The organism is Bifidobacterium aerophilum, assembly GCF_010667685.1.
Taxonomy (GTDB): domain Bacteria; phylum Actinomycetota; class Actinomycetes; order Actinomycetales; family Bifidobacteriaceae; genus Bifidobacterium; species Bifidobacterium aerophilum.
In genome coordinates, this window is sequence record NZ_WHZW01000023.1 from 31,133 (window position 1) to 47,149 (window position 16,017).

Annotated in this window: 10 protein-coding genes; 2 read left to right on the forward strand and 8 right to left on the reverse strand. The window is 62.6% G+C overall.

Features of this window, described 5'->3' with window-relative positions:
• Window positions 1-34 precede the first annotated feature (34 nt).
• Window positions 35-1,048: a LacI family DNA-binding transcriptional regulator gene (locus tag GFD25_RS10260; protein ID WP_163232531.1), complete on the forward strand. Its 1,014-nt coding sequence runs from the start codon at window positions 35-37 to the stop codon at window positions 1,046-1,048.
• A 213-nt stretch (window positions 1,049-1,261) separates the two neighbouring features.
• On the opposite strand, the gene GFD25_RS10265 is transcribed toward GFD25_RS10260, so the two are convergent.
• The 5 genes from GFD25_RS10265 to GFD25_RS10285 all read right to left on the reverse strand — a co-directional run bounded on the left by GFD25_RS10265 (window position 1,262) and on the right by GFD25_RS10285 (window position 8,904).
• Window positions 1,262-2,647 carry an ABC transporter substrate-binding protein gene (locus GFD25_RS10265; RefSeq protein WP_163232533.1) on the reverse strand — a complete coding sequence of 462 codons (1,386 nt, stop codon included), beginning with the start codon at window positions 2,645-2,647 and terminating at the stop codon, window positions 1,262-1,264.
• Window positions 2,648-3,059: 412 nt separating this feature from the next.
• Window positions 3,060-4,160 carry a glycoside hydrolase family 172 protein gene (locus GFD25_RS10270; RefSeq protein WP_163232535.1) on the reverse strand — a complete coding sequence of 367 codons (1,101 nt, stop codon included), beginning with the start codon at window positions 4,158-4,160 and terminating at the stop codon, window positions 3,060-3,062.
• Window positions 4,161-4,414: 254 nt separating this feature from the next.
• A complete protein-coding gene (locus GFD25_RS10275) occupies window positions 4,415-5,764 on the reverse strand; it encodes an ABC transporter substrate-binding protein (protein ID WP_163232537.1) in 1,350 nt (449 codons plus the stop codon).
• Window positions 5,765-6,019: 255 nt separating this feature from the next.
• Complete coding sequence (locus tag GFD25_RS10280) at window positions 6,020-8,509, reverse strand: alpha-L-arabinofuranosidase C-terminal domain-containing protein (RefSeq protein ID WP_163232539.1); 2,490 nt, start codon at window positions 8,507-8,509, stop codon at window positions 6,020-6,022.
• A 230-nt stretch (window positions 8,510-8,739) separates the two neighbouring features.
• Window positions 8,740-8,904: a hypothetical protein gene (locus GFD25_RS10285; protein ID WP_163232541.1), complete on the reverse strand. Its 165-nt coding sequence runs from the start codon at window positions 8,902-8,904 to the stop codon at window positions 8,740-8,742.
• Between the two features lie 377 nt (window positions 8,905-9,281).
• Here GFD25_RS10285 and GFD25_RS10290 point away from each other — a divergent pair, with 377 nt between their 5' ends.
• Complete coding sequence (locus GFD25_RS10290; RefSeq protein ID WP_163232543.1) at window positions 9,282-11,285, forward strand: right-handed parallel beta-helix repeat-containing protein; 2,004 nt, start codon at window positions 9,282-9,284, stop codon at window positions 11,283-11,285.
• Window positions 11,286-11,360: 75 nt separating this feature from the next.
• On the opposite strand, the gene GFD25_RS10295 is transcribed toward GFD25_RS10290, so the two are convergent.
• The 3 genes from GFD25_RS10295 to GFD25_RS10305 all read right to left on the reverse strand — a co-directional run bounded on the left by GFD25_RS10295 (window position 11,361) and on the right by GFD25_RS10305 (window position 15,810).
• Window positions 11,361-13,166 (reverse strand): glycoside hydrolase family 13 protein, encoded by a 1,806-nt coding sequence (locus GFD25_RS10295; RefSeq protein ID WP_163232545.1) that lies wholly within the window; start codon window positions 13,164-13,166, stop codon window positions 11,361-11,363.
• A gap of 116 nt (window positions 13,167-13,282) precedes the next feature.
• Window positions 13,283-14,653 carry an ABC transporter substrate-binding protein gene (locus GFD25_RS10300; RefSeq protein ID WP_163232547.1) on the reverse strand — a complete coding sequence of 457 codons (1,371 nt, stop codon included), beginning with the start codon at window positions 14,651-14,653 and terminating at the stop codon, window positions 13,283-13,285.
• Window positions 14,654-14,796: 143 nt separating this feature from the next.
• Window positions 14,797-15,810 carry an alpha/beta hydrolase gene (locus GFD25_RS10305; RefSeq protein WP_239512540.1) on the reverse strand — a complete coding sequence of 338 codons (1,014 nt, stop codon included), beginning with the start codon at window positions 15,808-15,810 and terminating at the stop codon, window positions 14,797-14,799.
• Between the last annotated feature and the right edge of the window lie 207 nt (window positions 15,811-16,017).

Consider the following 16,017-nt stretch of genomic DNA (forward strand, 5'->3'; position numbering starts at 1 on the left):
CCATCCGGCCGACCGCACCAGACGAAGGAGACACATGGGCAGCAGTATCAAGGACGTGGCCAGGCAGGCCGGAGTGTCCGTTTCCACCGTCTCCCGCGCGTTCACCCGCCCGGAACTGGTATCGAAGGCCACCCGCACCAAAGTGCTGGCCATCGCCGAGGAACTGAACTTCTCCATCTCCCGTTCGGCCATGGTGCTCAAGTCGGGCCGCGCCCTGCGCGTAGCCCTGCTGATGAGCGACCACATCCGCCTGTGGTTCAGCGCCTCCATCATCGAAGGGCTCAACCAGGTCTTCCACGCGAACGGCTACGACCTGTCGATCTTCCAGATCTCCAGCATCGAGGAGCGCCGCGAGTTCTTCGACATGCTGCCGACCCGACGCAACGCCGACGCCGTGGTCGTCGCGTCCTTCGACGTGGACACCTCGGAGATCGACCAGCTGGCGAAAACCGACGTCCCGATCGTCGGCATCAACTGCGTGATGCCGAACACGGGCTTCTCCGCCGCGGTGAACATCGACGACGATCAGGGATCGAAGCTGCTTGCCCGTCACCTGATCGGCCTCGGACACCGCCGCATCGCGTACATCCGCACCGATCGCGCCGTGACGCTGCATTTCAGCGTGCAGCAACGGTACGAATCGTTCGCGAAGGTCTGCGAGGAAGCCGGCATCGATCTGACGACGATCGTCATCGCGGACGGCGACGACCGTATCAGCCGCGCCACGACGGAACTGCTGTCGATGCCGCAGCTGCCGACCGCGATCGCCTGCCAGGAGGACGGCATCGCGATCCCACTGATGTTCCAGCTGGCACGCACCGGACTGCGCGTGCCGTTCGACGTGTCGATGGTCGGCTACGACGACAGTTTCTACGCGAGCGAGGTCGGGCTGACGACCGTGCGGCAGGATCCGATCGCGATGGCCAAGTCCGCGGCGCTCAAGACGCTCGACCTGATCGAGCGGGGCGAGACCGAGCGTCCGTTCGAGGTGTTCCCCGCGCAGCTGCTCGTGCGCTCCAGCACGACCGAGGCGAAGCCGGCGCAGTAGCCGGCCCGCGAGCCGTCGCGACCGGAACGCGATCGGCCCGCAACCCGCCCACTCGTGAAAACGGGGTTTCGATTGGTGGATCGAAACCCCGTTTTGCGTTGCTGCCGGCCGTTCAAAGCCGGTGTTCATGACGTCGGATCATGACACTGTTCGGTTATGTCACCGTCCGTTCACCGGTCAGACCGTGCGATCGGACGGATCACAGGCCGCGGATCAGGAGGCGTGCACCGCGCTGTACTCCTTGGCCCAGCCGTCGACGAACGCGGTCTTGACGTTGTCCCAGCTGCCGGTGCCCTGAGCGTACTCAAGCAGGGCGGAGCCGAGGTCGTTCTTCCACCGCTCGGACGGCATCATGGTGAAGTTCCAGCTGACCTGGGTCTTGCCGGACTTCTGGTCGGCGACCGCGGCGGCGACCAGCGGGTTGTCGGCCTTGACGTCGTCGAAGGTCTTGAACGGGGTGGTGAAGCCCATCTCGGTGCTCAGCGCTTCCTTGCCGGTGTCGGAGGTGATGACCCACTTGAGGAACTCTGCGGTGGCCTTCTGGTCGGCCTCGGAGGCCTTGGAGTTGATGCACCAGTAGTTCTCGGAACCGGTGGCGAGGCCTTCGTTCGCCTCGTCCGGGCCGCCGATGTAGATCGGCATCATGCCGACCTGGTCGGCGGTCATGCCGGCGTTCTGCAGGTCGGTCCACGCCCAAGTGCCGTTCTGGTAGAAGGCGGCCTCGCCGAGCGCGAACTCGGAGTTCGCGTCATCGCCGGTCTTGGAGCTCAGCTGGGCCGGATCGGTGGTGGAGTCGGTGATGTACAGGTCGAAGATGTTCTTGTAGTTCGGCAGGTACGTGCCCTTGATGGTGGCCGGCTGCTCGGTGACGTTGTCTTCCTTGAACTCGTAGTAGAGCGGCAGGTTGGCCAGGTGGGTCTTGAAGCGCCAGTCGGAGCTGGAGTCGAAGCCGGCGGACGTGAACGCGCCCTTGATGCCGAGCTCGTCCTTGCGGGCCTGCATGTCGTCGGCCACGGCCTTGAGCTTGTCGAAGGAGTTGATGTCCTCGACGGAGGTGGCCTTCGCGCCGGACAGCTTGAAGTACTTGTTGAGGATGTCCTTGTTGTAGATCAGGCCGTAGGTTTCCATGACGTACGGCACGCCGACGACCTTGTCGCCGTCCTTGAGCGCGACGTCCTGGTTCTGCAGCTGCTTGTAGATCTCGGTGCCGGACAGGTCGGCGGTGTATTCCTTCCAGTTGGCGTAGCCGACCGGGCCGTTGACCTGGAACAGGGTCGGGGCGTTGGTCTTCGCCATCTCGGACTTGAGCTGCTGCTCGTAGGTGCCGGACGCGGCGGTCTCGACGGTCACCTGCACGCCGGTCTCGTCGGTGTAGGCCTGGGCCAGATCCTTCCACTGGTCGGCCGCTTCCGGCTTGAAGTTCAGGTAGTAGACCTTGCCGGTGGAGTCTCCGCCTTCGGCCTTGTTGTCCGACGCGGTGTTTCCGCAGGCGGCCATGCCGACGGACATTGCGGCGACGGCGAACATCGCGGCTGCGGACTTGATCGTGCGATTCATCTTCGAACCTTTCTCTAAATTCTGTCGGCCCCGTTCCTTCATCGGGGCGATGCCATCGGCATCTTCGCTTCCGACAACACCACCATTATGCACCGTTTCGCCACGGATTGCAAACGATGGCAATTTATCCGCCAGCAAAACCACTGAGACAGGATGAACAGATCCGTCAAAACCGCACGTTTTTAATACTATTTCCGCCACTTTCGACCACTGCAAGCGATTGCAGTGATTTTCTGCAACCGCATCATTTTCGTCCGAAATTCAGCGCTCCGCCCGCGTGTCGCGCACGAAAAAGCCCCCACTGCCGCAACGTATGCGGCAGCGGGGGCTACGGATCACGGGCGATTCCGGCGGCCGGCTCAGCCGGTCAACCGGTTCAGTCAATCAACCAGCTCCGTCAACCGACCCGACCGACCGGATCGACCCGACCAGTCCGGTCCGATCAAACCCGGACCTACCTCGGCCAGCGGTACTCACGGTCCGGCAACGTCGGGAACGCGGCGTGCGGCTCGCGCTGGTACCAGTACGCGACGGACGCCACGTCGTCCTGCCGTTCGAAGAATCCGCGATGACCGACGCCGATCTGCTGCACGGTCACGCGCAGGTCGGAGCGGAACCGGATCGGATCGGGGATGTGCCAGCGGTAGAAGCCGCGCATCGGCGGACAGTCGTCGTTGTGGTAGTCGTTGTGCACGAGCTCGTCGTGCGCCGAATAGTACGGGTACCCCATGAACGGCGTGCAGTAGTTCTGCTCGACGGTCTTGCCGTTCACCTGCTTGGCGAAGCTCCACGAGCCGCCGAAGTAGTCCTCGGTGCCGGTGCCGCAGATCGTCGGGTACTCGCGGTCGCCGTCGATGTAGAACTTGAACTCGCCTTCGCCCCACCAGTAGCGTTCGAGCGTGGTGAGCGCGAGGTACGTGCCGACGTAGTGGCCCTCGCCGCGCACGCCGTCGAGCACCACGTAGTCGTTGCCGATCTCGGTGAGCCGCTGGCGGCGCCACTGCGCGTGGAAGTACGCGGTGTCGGCCGGCAGCGGATCGTCGTACAGGCTGTAGTCGATCTGGTAGAAGAACGCGCCGATCTCGTTCGCGTGCTGGTTTTCGAGCGTGACGCGCGCGTGGCGGGCGAACGGCATCGGGAAGAACATGTTGAAGCCGCGGTTGGGGACCACGGCGACCGGCTCGGAGTTGACGAGGCATGCGCGTCCGAATCCGCAGCAGAAGAAGTCGCCGAGCGGGCATTCGACGCTCGGCTCGGTCTCGTCGTCCCAGTAGAAGCGCAGCACGAGGTCGCGCAGCACGAAGCAGTCGGCGTCCGTGGTCTTCTCGTCGACGGTGATCCAGATGTGACGGATGCAGCCCGGTCCGGCGATGTCGGCCAGCGTGACCGTTTCGCCGCTGGGGATGTGGCGCAGGCATGGGCTGCCCTTGCGCGACGGGCCGAGTTCGCTTGCGGCCATGCCGCCGCGGCCGGGTTCTCCGGTGGGGTTTTCGGCGTTGATCGCGCGGCTGGTTTCGCGGCGCAGGCTCGCCAGCGAGCCGAGATCACCGATCATGATGGTTCCTTCCTTGTCGTTGCGTTCGCGCGCGGCCGTTGCGTTTCGTACGCGGCCGTCGCGTTCCTCACACAGACGGTACGTTCGGGGCGGACGTGCACGTATATGCAAGTTCCCGCCGCCGCATTGGTCGCGGACGGCGGGAACCGTGGATGTCGTTCGTCAGTTTGCGACGGTCGGCTCGGCCGGCCGTCACTAACTGACTGTCCGGATCACAAGCAGATCATGAATGATTACTTGTGATCACAAGCGGATCACTTGTGGACCGGCGGCAGCATGCCGAAGTTGTTCTCGTAGTCGTTCCAGGCGCTGGTCCAATCGTCGAGATACGCCTTCTTGACGCCGTCCCAGTCGCCGGTGCCCTGTGCGTACTCGAGCAGCGCGTTGGCCACGCCGTCGGCCCAGGCCTGGCCCGGGATGTAGGCGCCGTGGATCGGGGTCAGGCCGTCGGACTCGAGCTTGAGGGCGGACTTGGTCAGCGGGTTGTCCGGCTGGAAGTCCTCGCTGTCGAAGGTGGTGAACGGAACGGCGAAGCCCATTTCCTTGGAGAGGATCTTCTTGGCGTCGTCATTGGAGACCATCCACTCGATGAAGTCGAGCGTGGCCTTCTTGTCCTTCTCGGAGGCGTTCTTGTTCACCGACCAGGAGATGTCGTAGATGGAGTTCGCGGCGTACTTGCTCTCGTTCGGGAAGCCCATGTAGTACGGGAGCATGGCGAGGTCCTCGTCGGCCACGTCGTTGTCCTTGATCTGCGAGTAGGCCCACACGCCGTTCGGGTAGAACGCGACGCGGCCGGTGGCGAATTCGGCGGTGGAATCCTCGTAGTTGACCGAGCCGAGCATGGTGTTCTCAGTCGGGTTGTCCTTCATTTCCAGATCCCACAGGGCCTTGTAGTTGTCGAGGTAGGTGCCCTTGAGCTCCTTCTCGAAGTCCACGCCCTCGTCGATGTACTCGTAGGCGACCGGCACCTGGGTCATGTGCGAGGCGTAACGGTAGTAGTTGGAGGCGTCGAGGCCCGGCGTGGAGAACGCGCCGTCAAGATCGAGGTCGTCCTTGTGCTTCTGGATGCTGTCGGCGACCTTCTTGAGGGTGTCGAAGTCCTTGATGTCATCGAACGACTTGATGACGGAGTAGTCCTTCTTCGCGTACTCGTTGATGATCTTCTTGTTGGCGATGATGCCGAACCATTCGGCGGCGTACGGCAGGCCGTACACGTCGTCGCCGTCCTTGTGGGCCATCTGCTTGCCCTGGTCGTTGAGCAGCTTGTAGGCGGCGGAGTCCTGCAGCGGCTCGAGGTAGTTCTTGTACTTGGCGTACTGGTCGAAGCCGCCGATGCCGAACATGGTCGGGGCGTTGTTCTTGGCCAGCTCGGACGACAGCGTGGACTCGTAGCTGCCGGAGGTCGCGGACTGGATGTCGACCTTCACGCCGGTTTCCTTGGTGTACATGTCGGCCAGCTCGTTCCACTGGTCCACGACTTCCGGCTTGTTGTTCAGGAAGTAGACGTGACCGGCGTCGCTGTTCGTGCTGGAGCCGCAGCCGGCCAGGCCCAGCGTCAACGCGGCGGCGCTGATCAGGGCGAAACCTTTGACCATCTTGTTCATGTGAGTGTCCCTTTCCTCTTTCGGCGGCTCCGCAGCCGCTGTCCGGCCCATCCCGGCACGGCAGGTCACGCGGCGGTCGTTGCCGTCTGCGCTTGCCGGGCCCTGCGCATTGCGCTATGCGCGGGAACGGGTTGTCGCTGGCCCGATCAGCAGACATTGCCGATCGAACCGGTTCGACGCAAGTATATCGAACCGGTTCGTCAGCGTCAACCCGACACTTCACAGCGTGTCGTCAATGTAAATAGGAACGTACTTTTATTCCTCCGCCGCAGCATCGCCTCCCCTGATACCGTCGGCGCAGGGAATCTCCAGTATCGTAAACGACCATCCGGGCACGCGGACGACACCGCTGGCCGGCACCGCGATCCGCGAAGACTCCGGCTCGGACGGAGCCGCCTCATACGGCCGTCCCGCATCCGCGCTGTCGGACCGCAGCACGGTCATCATCGCATCGACCGCCTGCCCGCCAAGGCCGATCGCGGACAGCACCTCAGACAGGTCGACATCCATCGCATCGGGCAGCGCGTTGACCATGCGCACGTACGTCACGCCCCGCACGGAATCGTCGGCGACCGTGACCGTCCGCCGCGTCTCCGCGCCCGGATCCGTTCCGGCCAACACCGTGTCGCCGACCGTCGCTCGGACCGAACGGCCCCGGTCACGCACGTCGATCACGATGTCCCACTCGTCGCCGTAGGAGACGCGACGTGACATGCTGACGCGGTCGTAGTCGTACGGAAACCCGTCACGCAGGGCCCCCAGCGCGCAGTCCAATCCGGCCATGCCGATCCACAGACGGTATCGGTCGGGTTCGTCGAGCGCACCGAACTCGATCGAAAACATGCCGGATTCGTCCAGATAACGCGCGCGCAAACGGATCCGATAGTCGTCGGCATTCACGTGCAGGTCGGTACGGGCTGTGCCGCCAGTGGCCTTGGTCACGTCGTCGGCCGAGAGCACGCGTCCGTCCGGCAGTTCGATGCGGATGTTTTCGAATCGCACCGCAGGATCCCCGCCGAACGCAAGTCCGGTCCATCCGGGCAGTTCGCGCATGTACGTGCGCGGCCCGTCGACGTCGACGCGGCGCGCGCGAGTCGCGGCCGTGTTCGCGAACATGTGTTGCGTCCAATAGCTGTATGTGCGATACGTGCGGTCGTCGTCGAAGTAGATAAGGTCCGGATTCCAGCCGGCATGGCCGTTACGGCACAGCAACGGCGCGTACGAGGCCATGTCGACCACGTCGCCGTTAGCCTCCAGGTGCGCCATGAACGCGGCTTCGGACAGGGCGTTGAGCATCGTCGTGCCATGCGAGGCGTACTCGCCGAAATACACATGCGGACCGTTGCGGTCGAGGCCGTCGTAATAGTCGAGATGCTGGAACCACCAAGCCGGGGCGAGGTAGGAGTGCTCGTCCAGGATCCGCACTCGCGCGGCCCGGGCCAGATCCCAGGCCTCGTCGAAGGTGGCGCCGACCAGTGTCGGCCCGGCCGTGCCGATGACCGTGATTTCGGGATGCTTGTCGGCGAGCGCACGGAATAGCGTCAGGAACCGTTCGGCGAAGTCGTCGGTGATGTCGTCCTCGTTGCCGAGGCCGAGGTAACGCAGTCCGAACGGTTTCGGATGTCCGCAGGCGGCGCGCTTCGCGCCCCAGACGGTCGTTTCCGCATCGCCGTTGCAGAATTCGACGAAATCGAGCACGTCCTGAACGTACGTCCTCATCTGGGTTTCGGACAACGCCATCGAGCCGCCGTCGGTGCCGGAGCAGCTCACGCCGGCCGGCAGCACGGGGATCGGTTCGGCGCCGAGCGCCTCGCACCAGCACAGGTATTCGTAGAATCCGAGGCGCATCGACTGGTGGTATCCCCACAGGTTGAAGTCGTGGCGACGATGCTCGACTGGGCCGATCGTGCCTTTCCATTGGTACATGTTGTCGAGTCCGAGGCCGTGCACCAAGCAGCCGCCGGGGAACCGTACGAATCGCGGATTGAGGTCGGCGATCGTCTTAGCGAGATCGACGCGGAAGTGCTTGAGCCCATGCCAGGTGCGGGCCGGTTCCAGCGAGACGAAATCGACGGCGGTGCGGCTCGGCCCAGTGAACGTGATTGACAGGGAGCCGTTGCGCGTATCAAACGGCGCGATCAGGGTCGCTTCGACTTTGGTCCATCGTGACGGTTCGGCGACAAGCCGGACCGACGAGCCGGACCGAAGCGTGGCGGAGACGTTGCCGGACGATTCGGCAAAAGGTTCCGAGAAGGTTTTGTCAGACGGGATGATCGAGTCCGACGACCCTGCCGGACGGCCGTCGTGATTGCCGGCGGGCGCCGTTTCGTCGACCAACGACACCGTGACATCATGAGGCCCGTCGTCGCACGACCACAGCCATAACGACAGTTCGTAGGATTCGCCGGCGCGCAGCCGCATGCCTTCGAAACCGCGGTTGACTAGCGACACCGCGCCGCAGTCGACCTGCACGACGGCATGATGCGGGTTCTCTTCGGCGACGCAATCGTCGGTTTCGATCCAGAACGATCCACGGGAGCCGTCCGGAACGTCCTTGCGCCACGCGGTGAACGGGCTCCATTTCGGATTATCCGAATGGCTGTATTCGAAGGCGCCGTTCTGCACGAGATCGCCGGCCAGGCCACCGTCTGCCGCGTAGTTGAGATCCTCGAAGAACACGCCCCACAGCTTCTCGCTGATCGGATAGGGCTCGCCGACCGATCGCACCTGAATCAGATCCGTCATATCCCCGCCTTCATCTGTGATCGCGACAGAGCGCCGCCGCATCGCGCCGCACCTCGTCAAGAAAATTCTTATACCGAAAGAATATTCTTATCGAACCGGTTTGTCAACACATCGCGAAAACCTCAGCATAAGAGCCGATCCTCTGAAAAGTCTGCGCATAGACATGAGCACGCCTATGCGCAGACGAAGTGACCGTCACGGCCTGGATTCCGATCCGGCTGAGTGTGCCGTTAGCCGCGGCTCTCCATATGGTGCTGCCACATCGCATAAGCGGTTAAGGCCATGCATATGCAGTCGGCAGCGACCGTATCGATTCTGGTTGAGACAATGATCATGATCACCGTCATATACCAGAGCATCGAGCCGCTGCGCGGCTCCTCATCCAAGTTGCGCATCACGCGCTCCTTCATAGTTAAGCCGCGCCGCGTCGGACGCGGCAACGTCGTTCGGCGATCGCCGAACGGTCGAATCCATCATCGCTAGAAAATGTCATCGACGCTGGCAACATTATCGACTATGATGGATTTCGTCGGTTCGAAGCATCGCTAGTCGTTTCCGCTCTTCAGGCGCGCACGAAGGACTTTATTGGAAACGAGCCAAGGCCGGCCGAGCGCTTCCAAGTGCGCTCGTTCTGGAAACGTGAGGCCGACGGATTATTCCGTCGGCCTCACGCGTTATCGCCCTCTCATCACTGTTCATCGCATTAAGAATATTCTCCGCAGGGAAGAATATTCTTGGATATGGAATGCTTGGCATGATCGAAGGAGCTCATATGCAATCCGCCTCCCCTAATCCCCATCGCACCCATTATCACGTAGCCCCCACAGGGCATGACCACTGGCCTGGCGACGAAACGCACCCGTTCCGCACGATCTCGCATGCCGCGCGGATCGCCATGCCCGGTGACGAGGTCATCGTGCACGCCGGGGAATACCGCGAACAGGTCGATCCGCGAAACGGCGGCACCGGCCCGAGCAATCGCATCGTCTACCGCGCGGCGTACGGCGAACGCCCGGTCATCAAGGGGTCGGAACGCATATCATCATGGGTGCCCGAAGGTTCCGGCGTCTGGTCGGCGACGCTGCCCAATACGATGTTCGGCTCGTTCAACCCGTATGCGCGGGCCGTCGAAGGCGATTGGCTCATGGACCCGGATTTCCGCGTGCGGCAACGTCATCTCGGAGCCGTCTATCTCAACGGGCGGGCGCTGTATGAGGCCGACGACGCTGATCATGTTTCGACACCGCAGCGCAGGACCGAAACCATCGACTATGCCACCGGGCTCACCGAACCGATAGCCGATCCTGATTGGACGACCTACGTCTGGTATGCCACCGTGGACGACGAAACGGGAACGACCACGATCCGCGCCAATTTCCACGACACCGATCCGAATACAACGCTCACCGAAATCAACGTGCGCGAATCCTGCTTCTGGCCGAGCCAGACAAACGTCAACTGGATCACCGTCCGTGGCTTCGAAATGGCCCAGGCCGCCGGCCGTTGGTCCCCTCCCACCGGGGATCAGCGCGGCATGATCGGCCCGAACTGGTCGCACGGATGGATCATCGAGAACAACCTGCTGCATGATGCGAAATGCTCCGCGATCTGCTTGGGCAAGACGGCGGCGACCGGCGATAATGAACGTTACCGGAGCAATCTTCGGTCCGGCTACCAATGTCAGATGGAAGCGGTGTTCCGTGCCCTGCGTCTCGGCTGGCGCAAGGGGATCGTCGGCTCGCATATCGTGCGCGGCAACGTCATACGCGACTGCGGACAGAACGGCGTCGTCGGCCACATGGGTGCGGCGTTCAGCGTGATCGAGCATAACGATATCGCCCGTATCGGCATCCTGCGCGAATTCTTCGGCTGGGAGATCGCCGGCATCAAACTGCACGCCGGAGTCGACGCGACCGTGCGCGGCAACCGCATCCACGAATGCACGCTGGGCATGTGGTCGGATTGGCAGACGCAGGGCATGCGGATCACCGGCAACGTGTTCCACGACAACACCCGTGACCTGATGATCGAGATCAGCCACGGCCCATACCTGGTCGACAACAACGTCTTTGCGTCACCGCTGGCTCTGATCAATGCCTCGCAGGGCGGCGCATACGTCAACAACCTGTTCGCCGGTGCGGTGCAGCGGTACGACGATCTGACCCGTTCCACGCCGTACCACTTCCCGCACACCACCGATGTGGCGGGAACCGCGTGCGTCTACGGCGGCGACGATCGGTGGATCGGCAACCTGTTCATCAAACCGGACGATATCCGGGTGCCGAAACCGAATCCGACACCTTGGCTGTTTGGCACGGCCTCGTACAATGGATTGCCGAGCTCGGAGGAGGAATACACGGATACCGTGGCGGCTCTCGGACCGTGCGACGAAGAGACGCTGCGCGACCTGCCGCAGCCGGCCATCGTGCACCACAACGCCTATCTCAACGGCGCGCAGCCGATGGCCGGCGAGCGCGACACGATCATTGCGGACGGCGGTACCGTGACATTGACGGGCGAACCGGATTCCGTTGATCTCACGATCACGCTGAACGTTCCTGGCACCGTTGCGAACCGTACCGCGCCGGTCATCGCCACCGCCGACCTGGGCATGCCGCGCATTGTGCAGGAACCCTTCGAATCGCCGGACGGCCTGCCGATCACCATCGATACGGATGTTCAGGGCGCGGACCGCAATCCCGAACACTCGGCAATGGGTCCGTTCGCCACGTTGCACTCTGGCCGTAATGAATTCACCCTGACGTTCGCCCACTGAATACCAAGAAGGCGGTGTGGCTGTTTCACGTGGAACAGCCACACCGCCTTTGACTCATCGTCTGATACGCGTCGCTCACTCCAAAACGACCCATACGGTCGTGTCCTGAGGCAACTTCCCATATCCGTCAAGCGGACCAGAGGCCAACAGGACCTCCCCCGCAGGCAAATCAATCGAATCGGCACAGAAGTTGGTCACGCACGCGACCATTCGACCGTCACCGCCTTGTCGGGCGAACGCGAGTACTCCGCCGTACTGGCCATCGGCACCATCCCGACGTCCGCTTGACCCATCAATATCCAGCCAGTCGACGTCCACCGGCTCCGTGCGCGCACGATCCGCGGCGAACAGCCGCGAGCGCAACCGGATCGCGTCGCGGTACAGGTTCAGCATGGACCGACGGTCAGCCGACTGACGGTCGATGGCATAGTCAGCGAACCAGAGTGGCTGCGGCAGGTGAGGTTCGGCGCGCCCGGCTTGCCTGTTACCGTCGGAACGTACGCCATCCGTCACGGAGAATCCAAAAGACGCGCCCTCGCCAAAGCGAGGCGACCACGCGGCCGGCCGCGGCATGTCCGCCGAATCCCATGGCAGCGGCACACGGCAACCGTCACGCCCCTTCTTGCTCTGCTGACGTACCGTGTCGAACGCGGTGGGATCTTCCAGACGATCCCATGGAATATCCGGCACTTCACGCAGTCCCAGCTCGTCTCCCTGATAGATGTAGACGGTTCCCGGCAACGCGAGTTCGATCAATGCGGCCGCACGGGCCCGTCGCGTCCCGGCTTCGATATCCTCCGGATATGAGGTGCCGTCGCGCAGCAACCAATCCCATGCGAACACGAACGGCTGGCTCGTCGTGACTTGGGCGAGCCCATACCTTGATGCCGCGCGCGGGCAGTCATGGTTGCTGAGCACCCACGTCGCGCTGGATCGCGAGCGTCTGGCCGAAGCAAGGTCCATGTCGATCGCATCCCGGTATTCCCGGTAACTCCACATCGCCTTTTGCAGGTCGAAGTTGAACACCTGCCCAAGCTCGTCCTTTGAAGCGTACCGGTGTTCGTGTTCGGGCACGATGGAAATTTCCGCAACCGCGCACAACGGCGGATCGTACTCGTTGAAGACACGCCTCCAGCCGCGGTAGATCTCGTGCACTTCGTCGCGGTCCCACAGCGGATGCCGGCCGTCCGGACAGTGGTCGTCGTCGACGGTCCAATCGTCGAGGTCGTCGCGCCCGTCGATCTGCTTGGCCATGCCATTGGCCACGTCCACACGGAACCCATCGACGCCGAGATCTCCCCAGAATCGCAGAATGTCCTCGAATTCGCGGCGCACGATCGGACTGTTCCAGTTGAGGTCGGCCTGTTCCTTGGCGTAGATGTGCAGGTACCACTGGCCGTCCGGTACGCGCTGCCATGCCGGGCCGCCCATTTTGGACAGCCAGTCGGTGGGCGGAAGTTCGCCATGCTCGCCACGGCCGTCGCGGAAGATATACAGGTCACGTTCCGGCGAGCCGGGCGCGGAGGCAAGCGCCTTGCGGAACCACGGATGGTCGGTGGACGTGTGATTGGGCACGATGTCGATGATGATGTGCATGCCCTGCTCGTGCACGGCGTCGACCAGCGCCTTGAAATCATCGAGCGTGCCGAACTGTTCGGCCACGTCGCGGTAGTCGATCACATCATAGCCGCCGTCCACGAATCCGGATTTGTAGATCGGGTTGAGCCATACGCCGTCCACGCCGAGTTCCTTCAGGTACGGCAGACTGCGGATCGCTCCGGCGAAGTCGCCGATACCGTCGCCGTTCCCGTCGCGGAAGCTGCGCGGATACAGCTGATACATCACCGCCTGCCGCCACCAATTGCCGTTGCCGTCACGCATGACCGTTCCTTTCCCGCCGTCGCCGGCGCGTTGGTACTGGTACACGGATCGGCCCGGTCTCCCGTTGCGGAGCAAACCGAACGGGCCAACCGGGCCGATCCTTGATCCGTCACCGTTTACTCGGTGAATTCCTTCTGAGCCGGCAGTGATCCCGGAGCGGCCTTCTCGTTGGCCTCCCAAGTCGACTTCCATTCACTCGTGATCACGTTCTTGACGTTGTCCCAGCCCTTCGTGCCCTGCACGTACTCGAGCAGCGCGCCGCCGAAGTCCTTCTGCCACGCGAGGCTCGGCAGCTCGAAGCTGCGGATGTACTTCTTGCCTTCCTTCTGGTAGGCGAGCGCCTGGTCGACGAGCGGGTTGTCAGGCTGGGCGTCGTCGCCGTACGTGGTGGCCGGCATGGCGAAGCCCATTTCCTTGGCGACGATGCGCTTGGCCTCGTCGCTGGTCTGCACCCATTCGATGAACTTGAGCGTGGCTTCCTGATCGGCCTTGCTGGCGTTCTTGTTGACGACCCACTGGTTGTCCATGATGACGCCCGGACCGTAGTCCTCCTCGCCGGGGATGCCCATGTAGTACGGGAGCATGCCGAGGTCCTCGTCGGCCACGTCGTTGCCCTTGATCTGCGAGTAGGCCCACACGCCGTTCGGGTAGAACGCGACCTCGCCGAGCGAGAACTGCGCGGTCACATCCTCATACGACATCGAGGTGGCGTCGGTCTTCGCGTCGCCAGGGGAGGTCGCGACCTGCAGATCGTACAGATCCTTGTACTGGTCGAGGTACTTCCATGTGATCTCCGGCATGAAGGTCGTGTTGTTGTCCTTGTACTCGAAGTACTGCGCCGGACGGATCATGTGCGCGGTGAAGCGGTAGTAGTCGGAGTTCTCGACGGAAGGCGTGGCGAACGCACCCTGCAGTCCGAGGTCGTCCTTGTGCTCCATCATGCTTTCGGCCACGGCCTTGAGCGTGTCCCAATCCTTGATGTCCTCGGCCGAGTCGATGACCGCGTAATCCTTTGAGCAGTAGTCCTTGACGATCTTCTTGTTGTAGATGATGCCGTACCATTCCTGCACGTACGGAATCGCGTACACGTTCTCGGAATCCTGCACGGCGCTGGCCTTGCCCGCATCGGTGAGGTTCTCGTACACGTCGGTGTCCTGCATCGGGGTGAGGTACTGCTTGTACTTGGACAGGTCGTTCGGGCTCATCGTCCAAGTGGTCGGCGGGTTGCTCTTGGCCAGTTCGGAGGTCAGCGTGGTCTCGTAATCGGCCATCGTCGCGGTCACGACGTCGACCTTGATGCCGGTTTCGTCGGTGAACGCCTTGGCGAGTTCGTCGAACTGGTCGACGACCTCCGGCTTGGAGTTCAGGTAGTAGACCTTGCCCTGCGAATCGTCGCCGGCATTGGTGTCGTTGGACGATCCGCACGCTCCCAGGCCGGCCATCATGGCCACGGCCGTTCCTGCTGCGATGATCGCTTTCCTGTTCATGGTTGTTCTCCTTGTCTCTGATCCTGTTGGGTTCTTCGTTGATCCCGGGGGCCGGCGGCATCGCCGGTCCCGCACGTCGTCGTGCAGTGTCGCTCGACGTCTTTTCGTGTCCGCTTGCATCGTTCACGACGCGGACGGACTCGTCACAGATGCGACTGCAGGTACATATCGACGATGTCCATCGCACGGTTGGTACGGAATCCGTAGTAGCCGTGCGTGCCGTCGTTGAGCTTGATGAACGAGACCTCCTTCCCGAGCTCCTTCATGCGCCGGAACAGTCGGCAGCTTTGGTTGAACGGTACGTCGGAATCCCGGCCGCCGTGCATGATCAGCGTCGGCGGGGTCGGTACGTCGCGGTGCAGGTAGGTGATCGGCGAGGCCGCAGCGGCTTGCTCGGGATGGTCGAGCACGCTGACGCCGCCGAGTTCCTTGCCGATGGGACCGTCCGGACTGTTGTTGTCCATGATGGTCGGATAGTAGTTCATCGCGGTCATGTCGGTGACACCGTACCAGTCGATGATGCAGCTGACGGCGGCACTGTATTCGCCGTAGACGTCGGTATCGGGACCGCTGTCGCCGGTGAACCCGGCCTGCAGCACGGTTGTGCCGCCGGACGAGTCTCCCCACAGCCCGATACGATCGACGTCGACATGGAGACGTTCGGCGTGCTTGCGCACATAACGGATCGCGGTCTTGCAATCCTGCATCTGCGCGGGGAACGGCGCGATGTCGCTGGGACGGTATTGCAATGCGGCGACGACGTATCCACGTTCCGCGATACGCACGTAATAGTTGAGGTAGTCGAGTACGGTCTGCGGGCCGAATCCGGAGCCGCGCACGAATACGACAGTCGGCCATGCGGTGATGTTGCGTTTGACCGGCATGTCGTTCAGCCGGGGCGTGAAGAACCAGATGGGCAGGTCGGTCGTGCCGCCGCCGTACTTCTCGTCGATGTCACGCGTGACGTAGGTTTCCCGGTGGATCATGACCGGGTAGAGGAAATCGTCCTCTCCCAGGTCGTCGATGACCATGCATCCTTCGGGGACCTCCTGCGATCGTGGAAACTCCTTGCGCACCGGCACTGCGACGGCACCGAGCGGCGTCGGGGACCCAGGATCCTCACCGGGATCGATCCAGAACGAATCTGCGGTCTGCATGTCATTCCCGCCTTTGCGTCATCGCCGTGCGACGTGGCTGCAACCTCGCACCACATCGCTCGTTTTGAGAAATTTCTTAATTCTGAAGAATATTCCTATCGAACCGGTTTGTCAAATCCGCACATCCAAGTGACCGTGTTTGCTGTTCTGATGGAGGGGTGGGAATAGTTAGAGGCTTCTAGGCAGAATGGGTGGTGCCTAAACCTA

Excerpts from the sequence above, each read along its gene's own strand:
- GFD25_RS10260 (WP_163232531.1), top strand. The coding sequence starts at position 35 with ATGGGCAGCAGTATCAAGGACGTGGCCAGGCAGGCCGGAGTGTCCGTT.
- GFD25_RS10265 (WP_163232533.1), bottom strand. The coding sequence starts at position 2,647 with ATGAAGGAACGGGGCCGACAGAATTTAGAGAAAGGTTCGAAGATGAAT.
- GFD25_RS10270 (WP_163232535.1), bottom strand. The coding sequence starts at position 4,160 with ATGATCGGTGATCTCGGCTCGCTGGCGAGCCTGCGCCGCGAAACCAGC.
- GFD25_RS10275 (WP_163232537.1), bottom strand. The coding sequence starts at position 5,764 with ATGAACAAGATGGTCAAAGGTTTCGCCCTGATCAGCGCCGCCGCGTTG.
- GFD25_RS10280 (WP_163232539.1), bottom strand. The coding sequence starts at position 8,509 with ATGACGGATCTGATTCAGGTGCGATCGGTCGGCGAGCCCTATCCGATC.
- GFD25_RS10285 (WP_163232541.1), bottom strand. The coding sequence starts at position 8,904 with ATGCGCAACTTGGATGAGGAGCCGCGCAGCGGCTCGATGCTCTGGTAT.
- GFD25_RS10290 (WP_163232543.1), top strand. The coding sequence starts at position 9,282 with ATGCAATCCGCCTCCCCTAATCCCCATCGCACCCATTATCACGTAGCC.
- GFD25_RS10295 (WP_163232545.1), bottom strand. The coding sequence starts at position 13,166 with ATGCGTGACGGCAACGGCAATTGGTGGCGGCAGGCGGTGATGTATCAG.
- GFD25_RS10300 (WP_163232547.1), bottom strand. The coding sequence starts at position 14,653 with ATGAACAGGAAAGCGATCATCGCAGCAGGAACGGCCGTGGCCATGATG.
- GFD25_RS10305 (WP_239512540.1), bottom strand. The coding sequence starts at position 15,810 with ATGCAGACCGCAGATTCGTTCTGGATCGATCCCGGTGAGGATCCTGGG.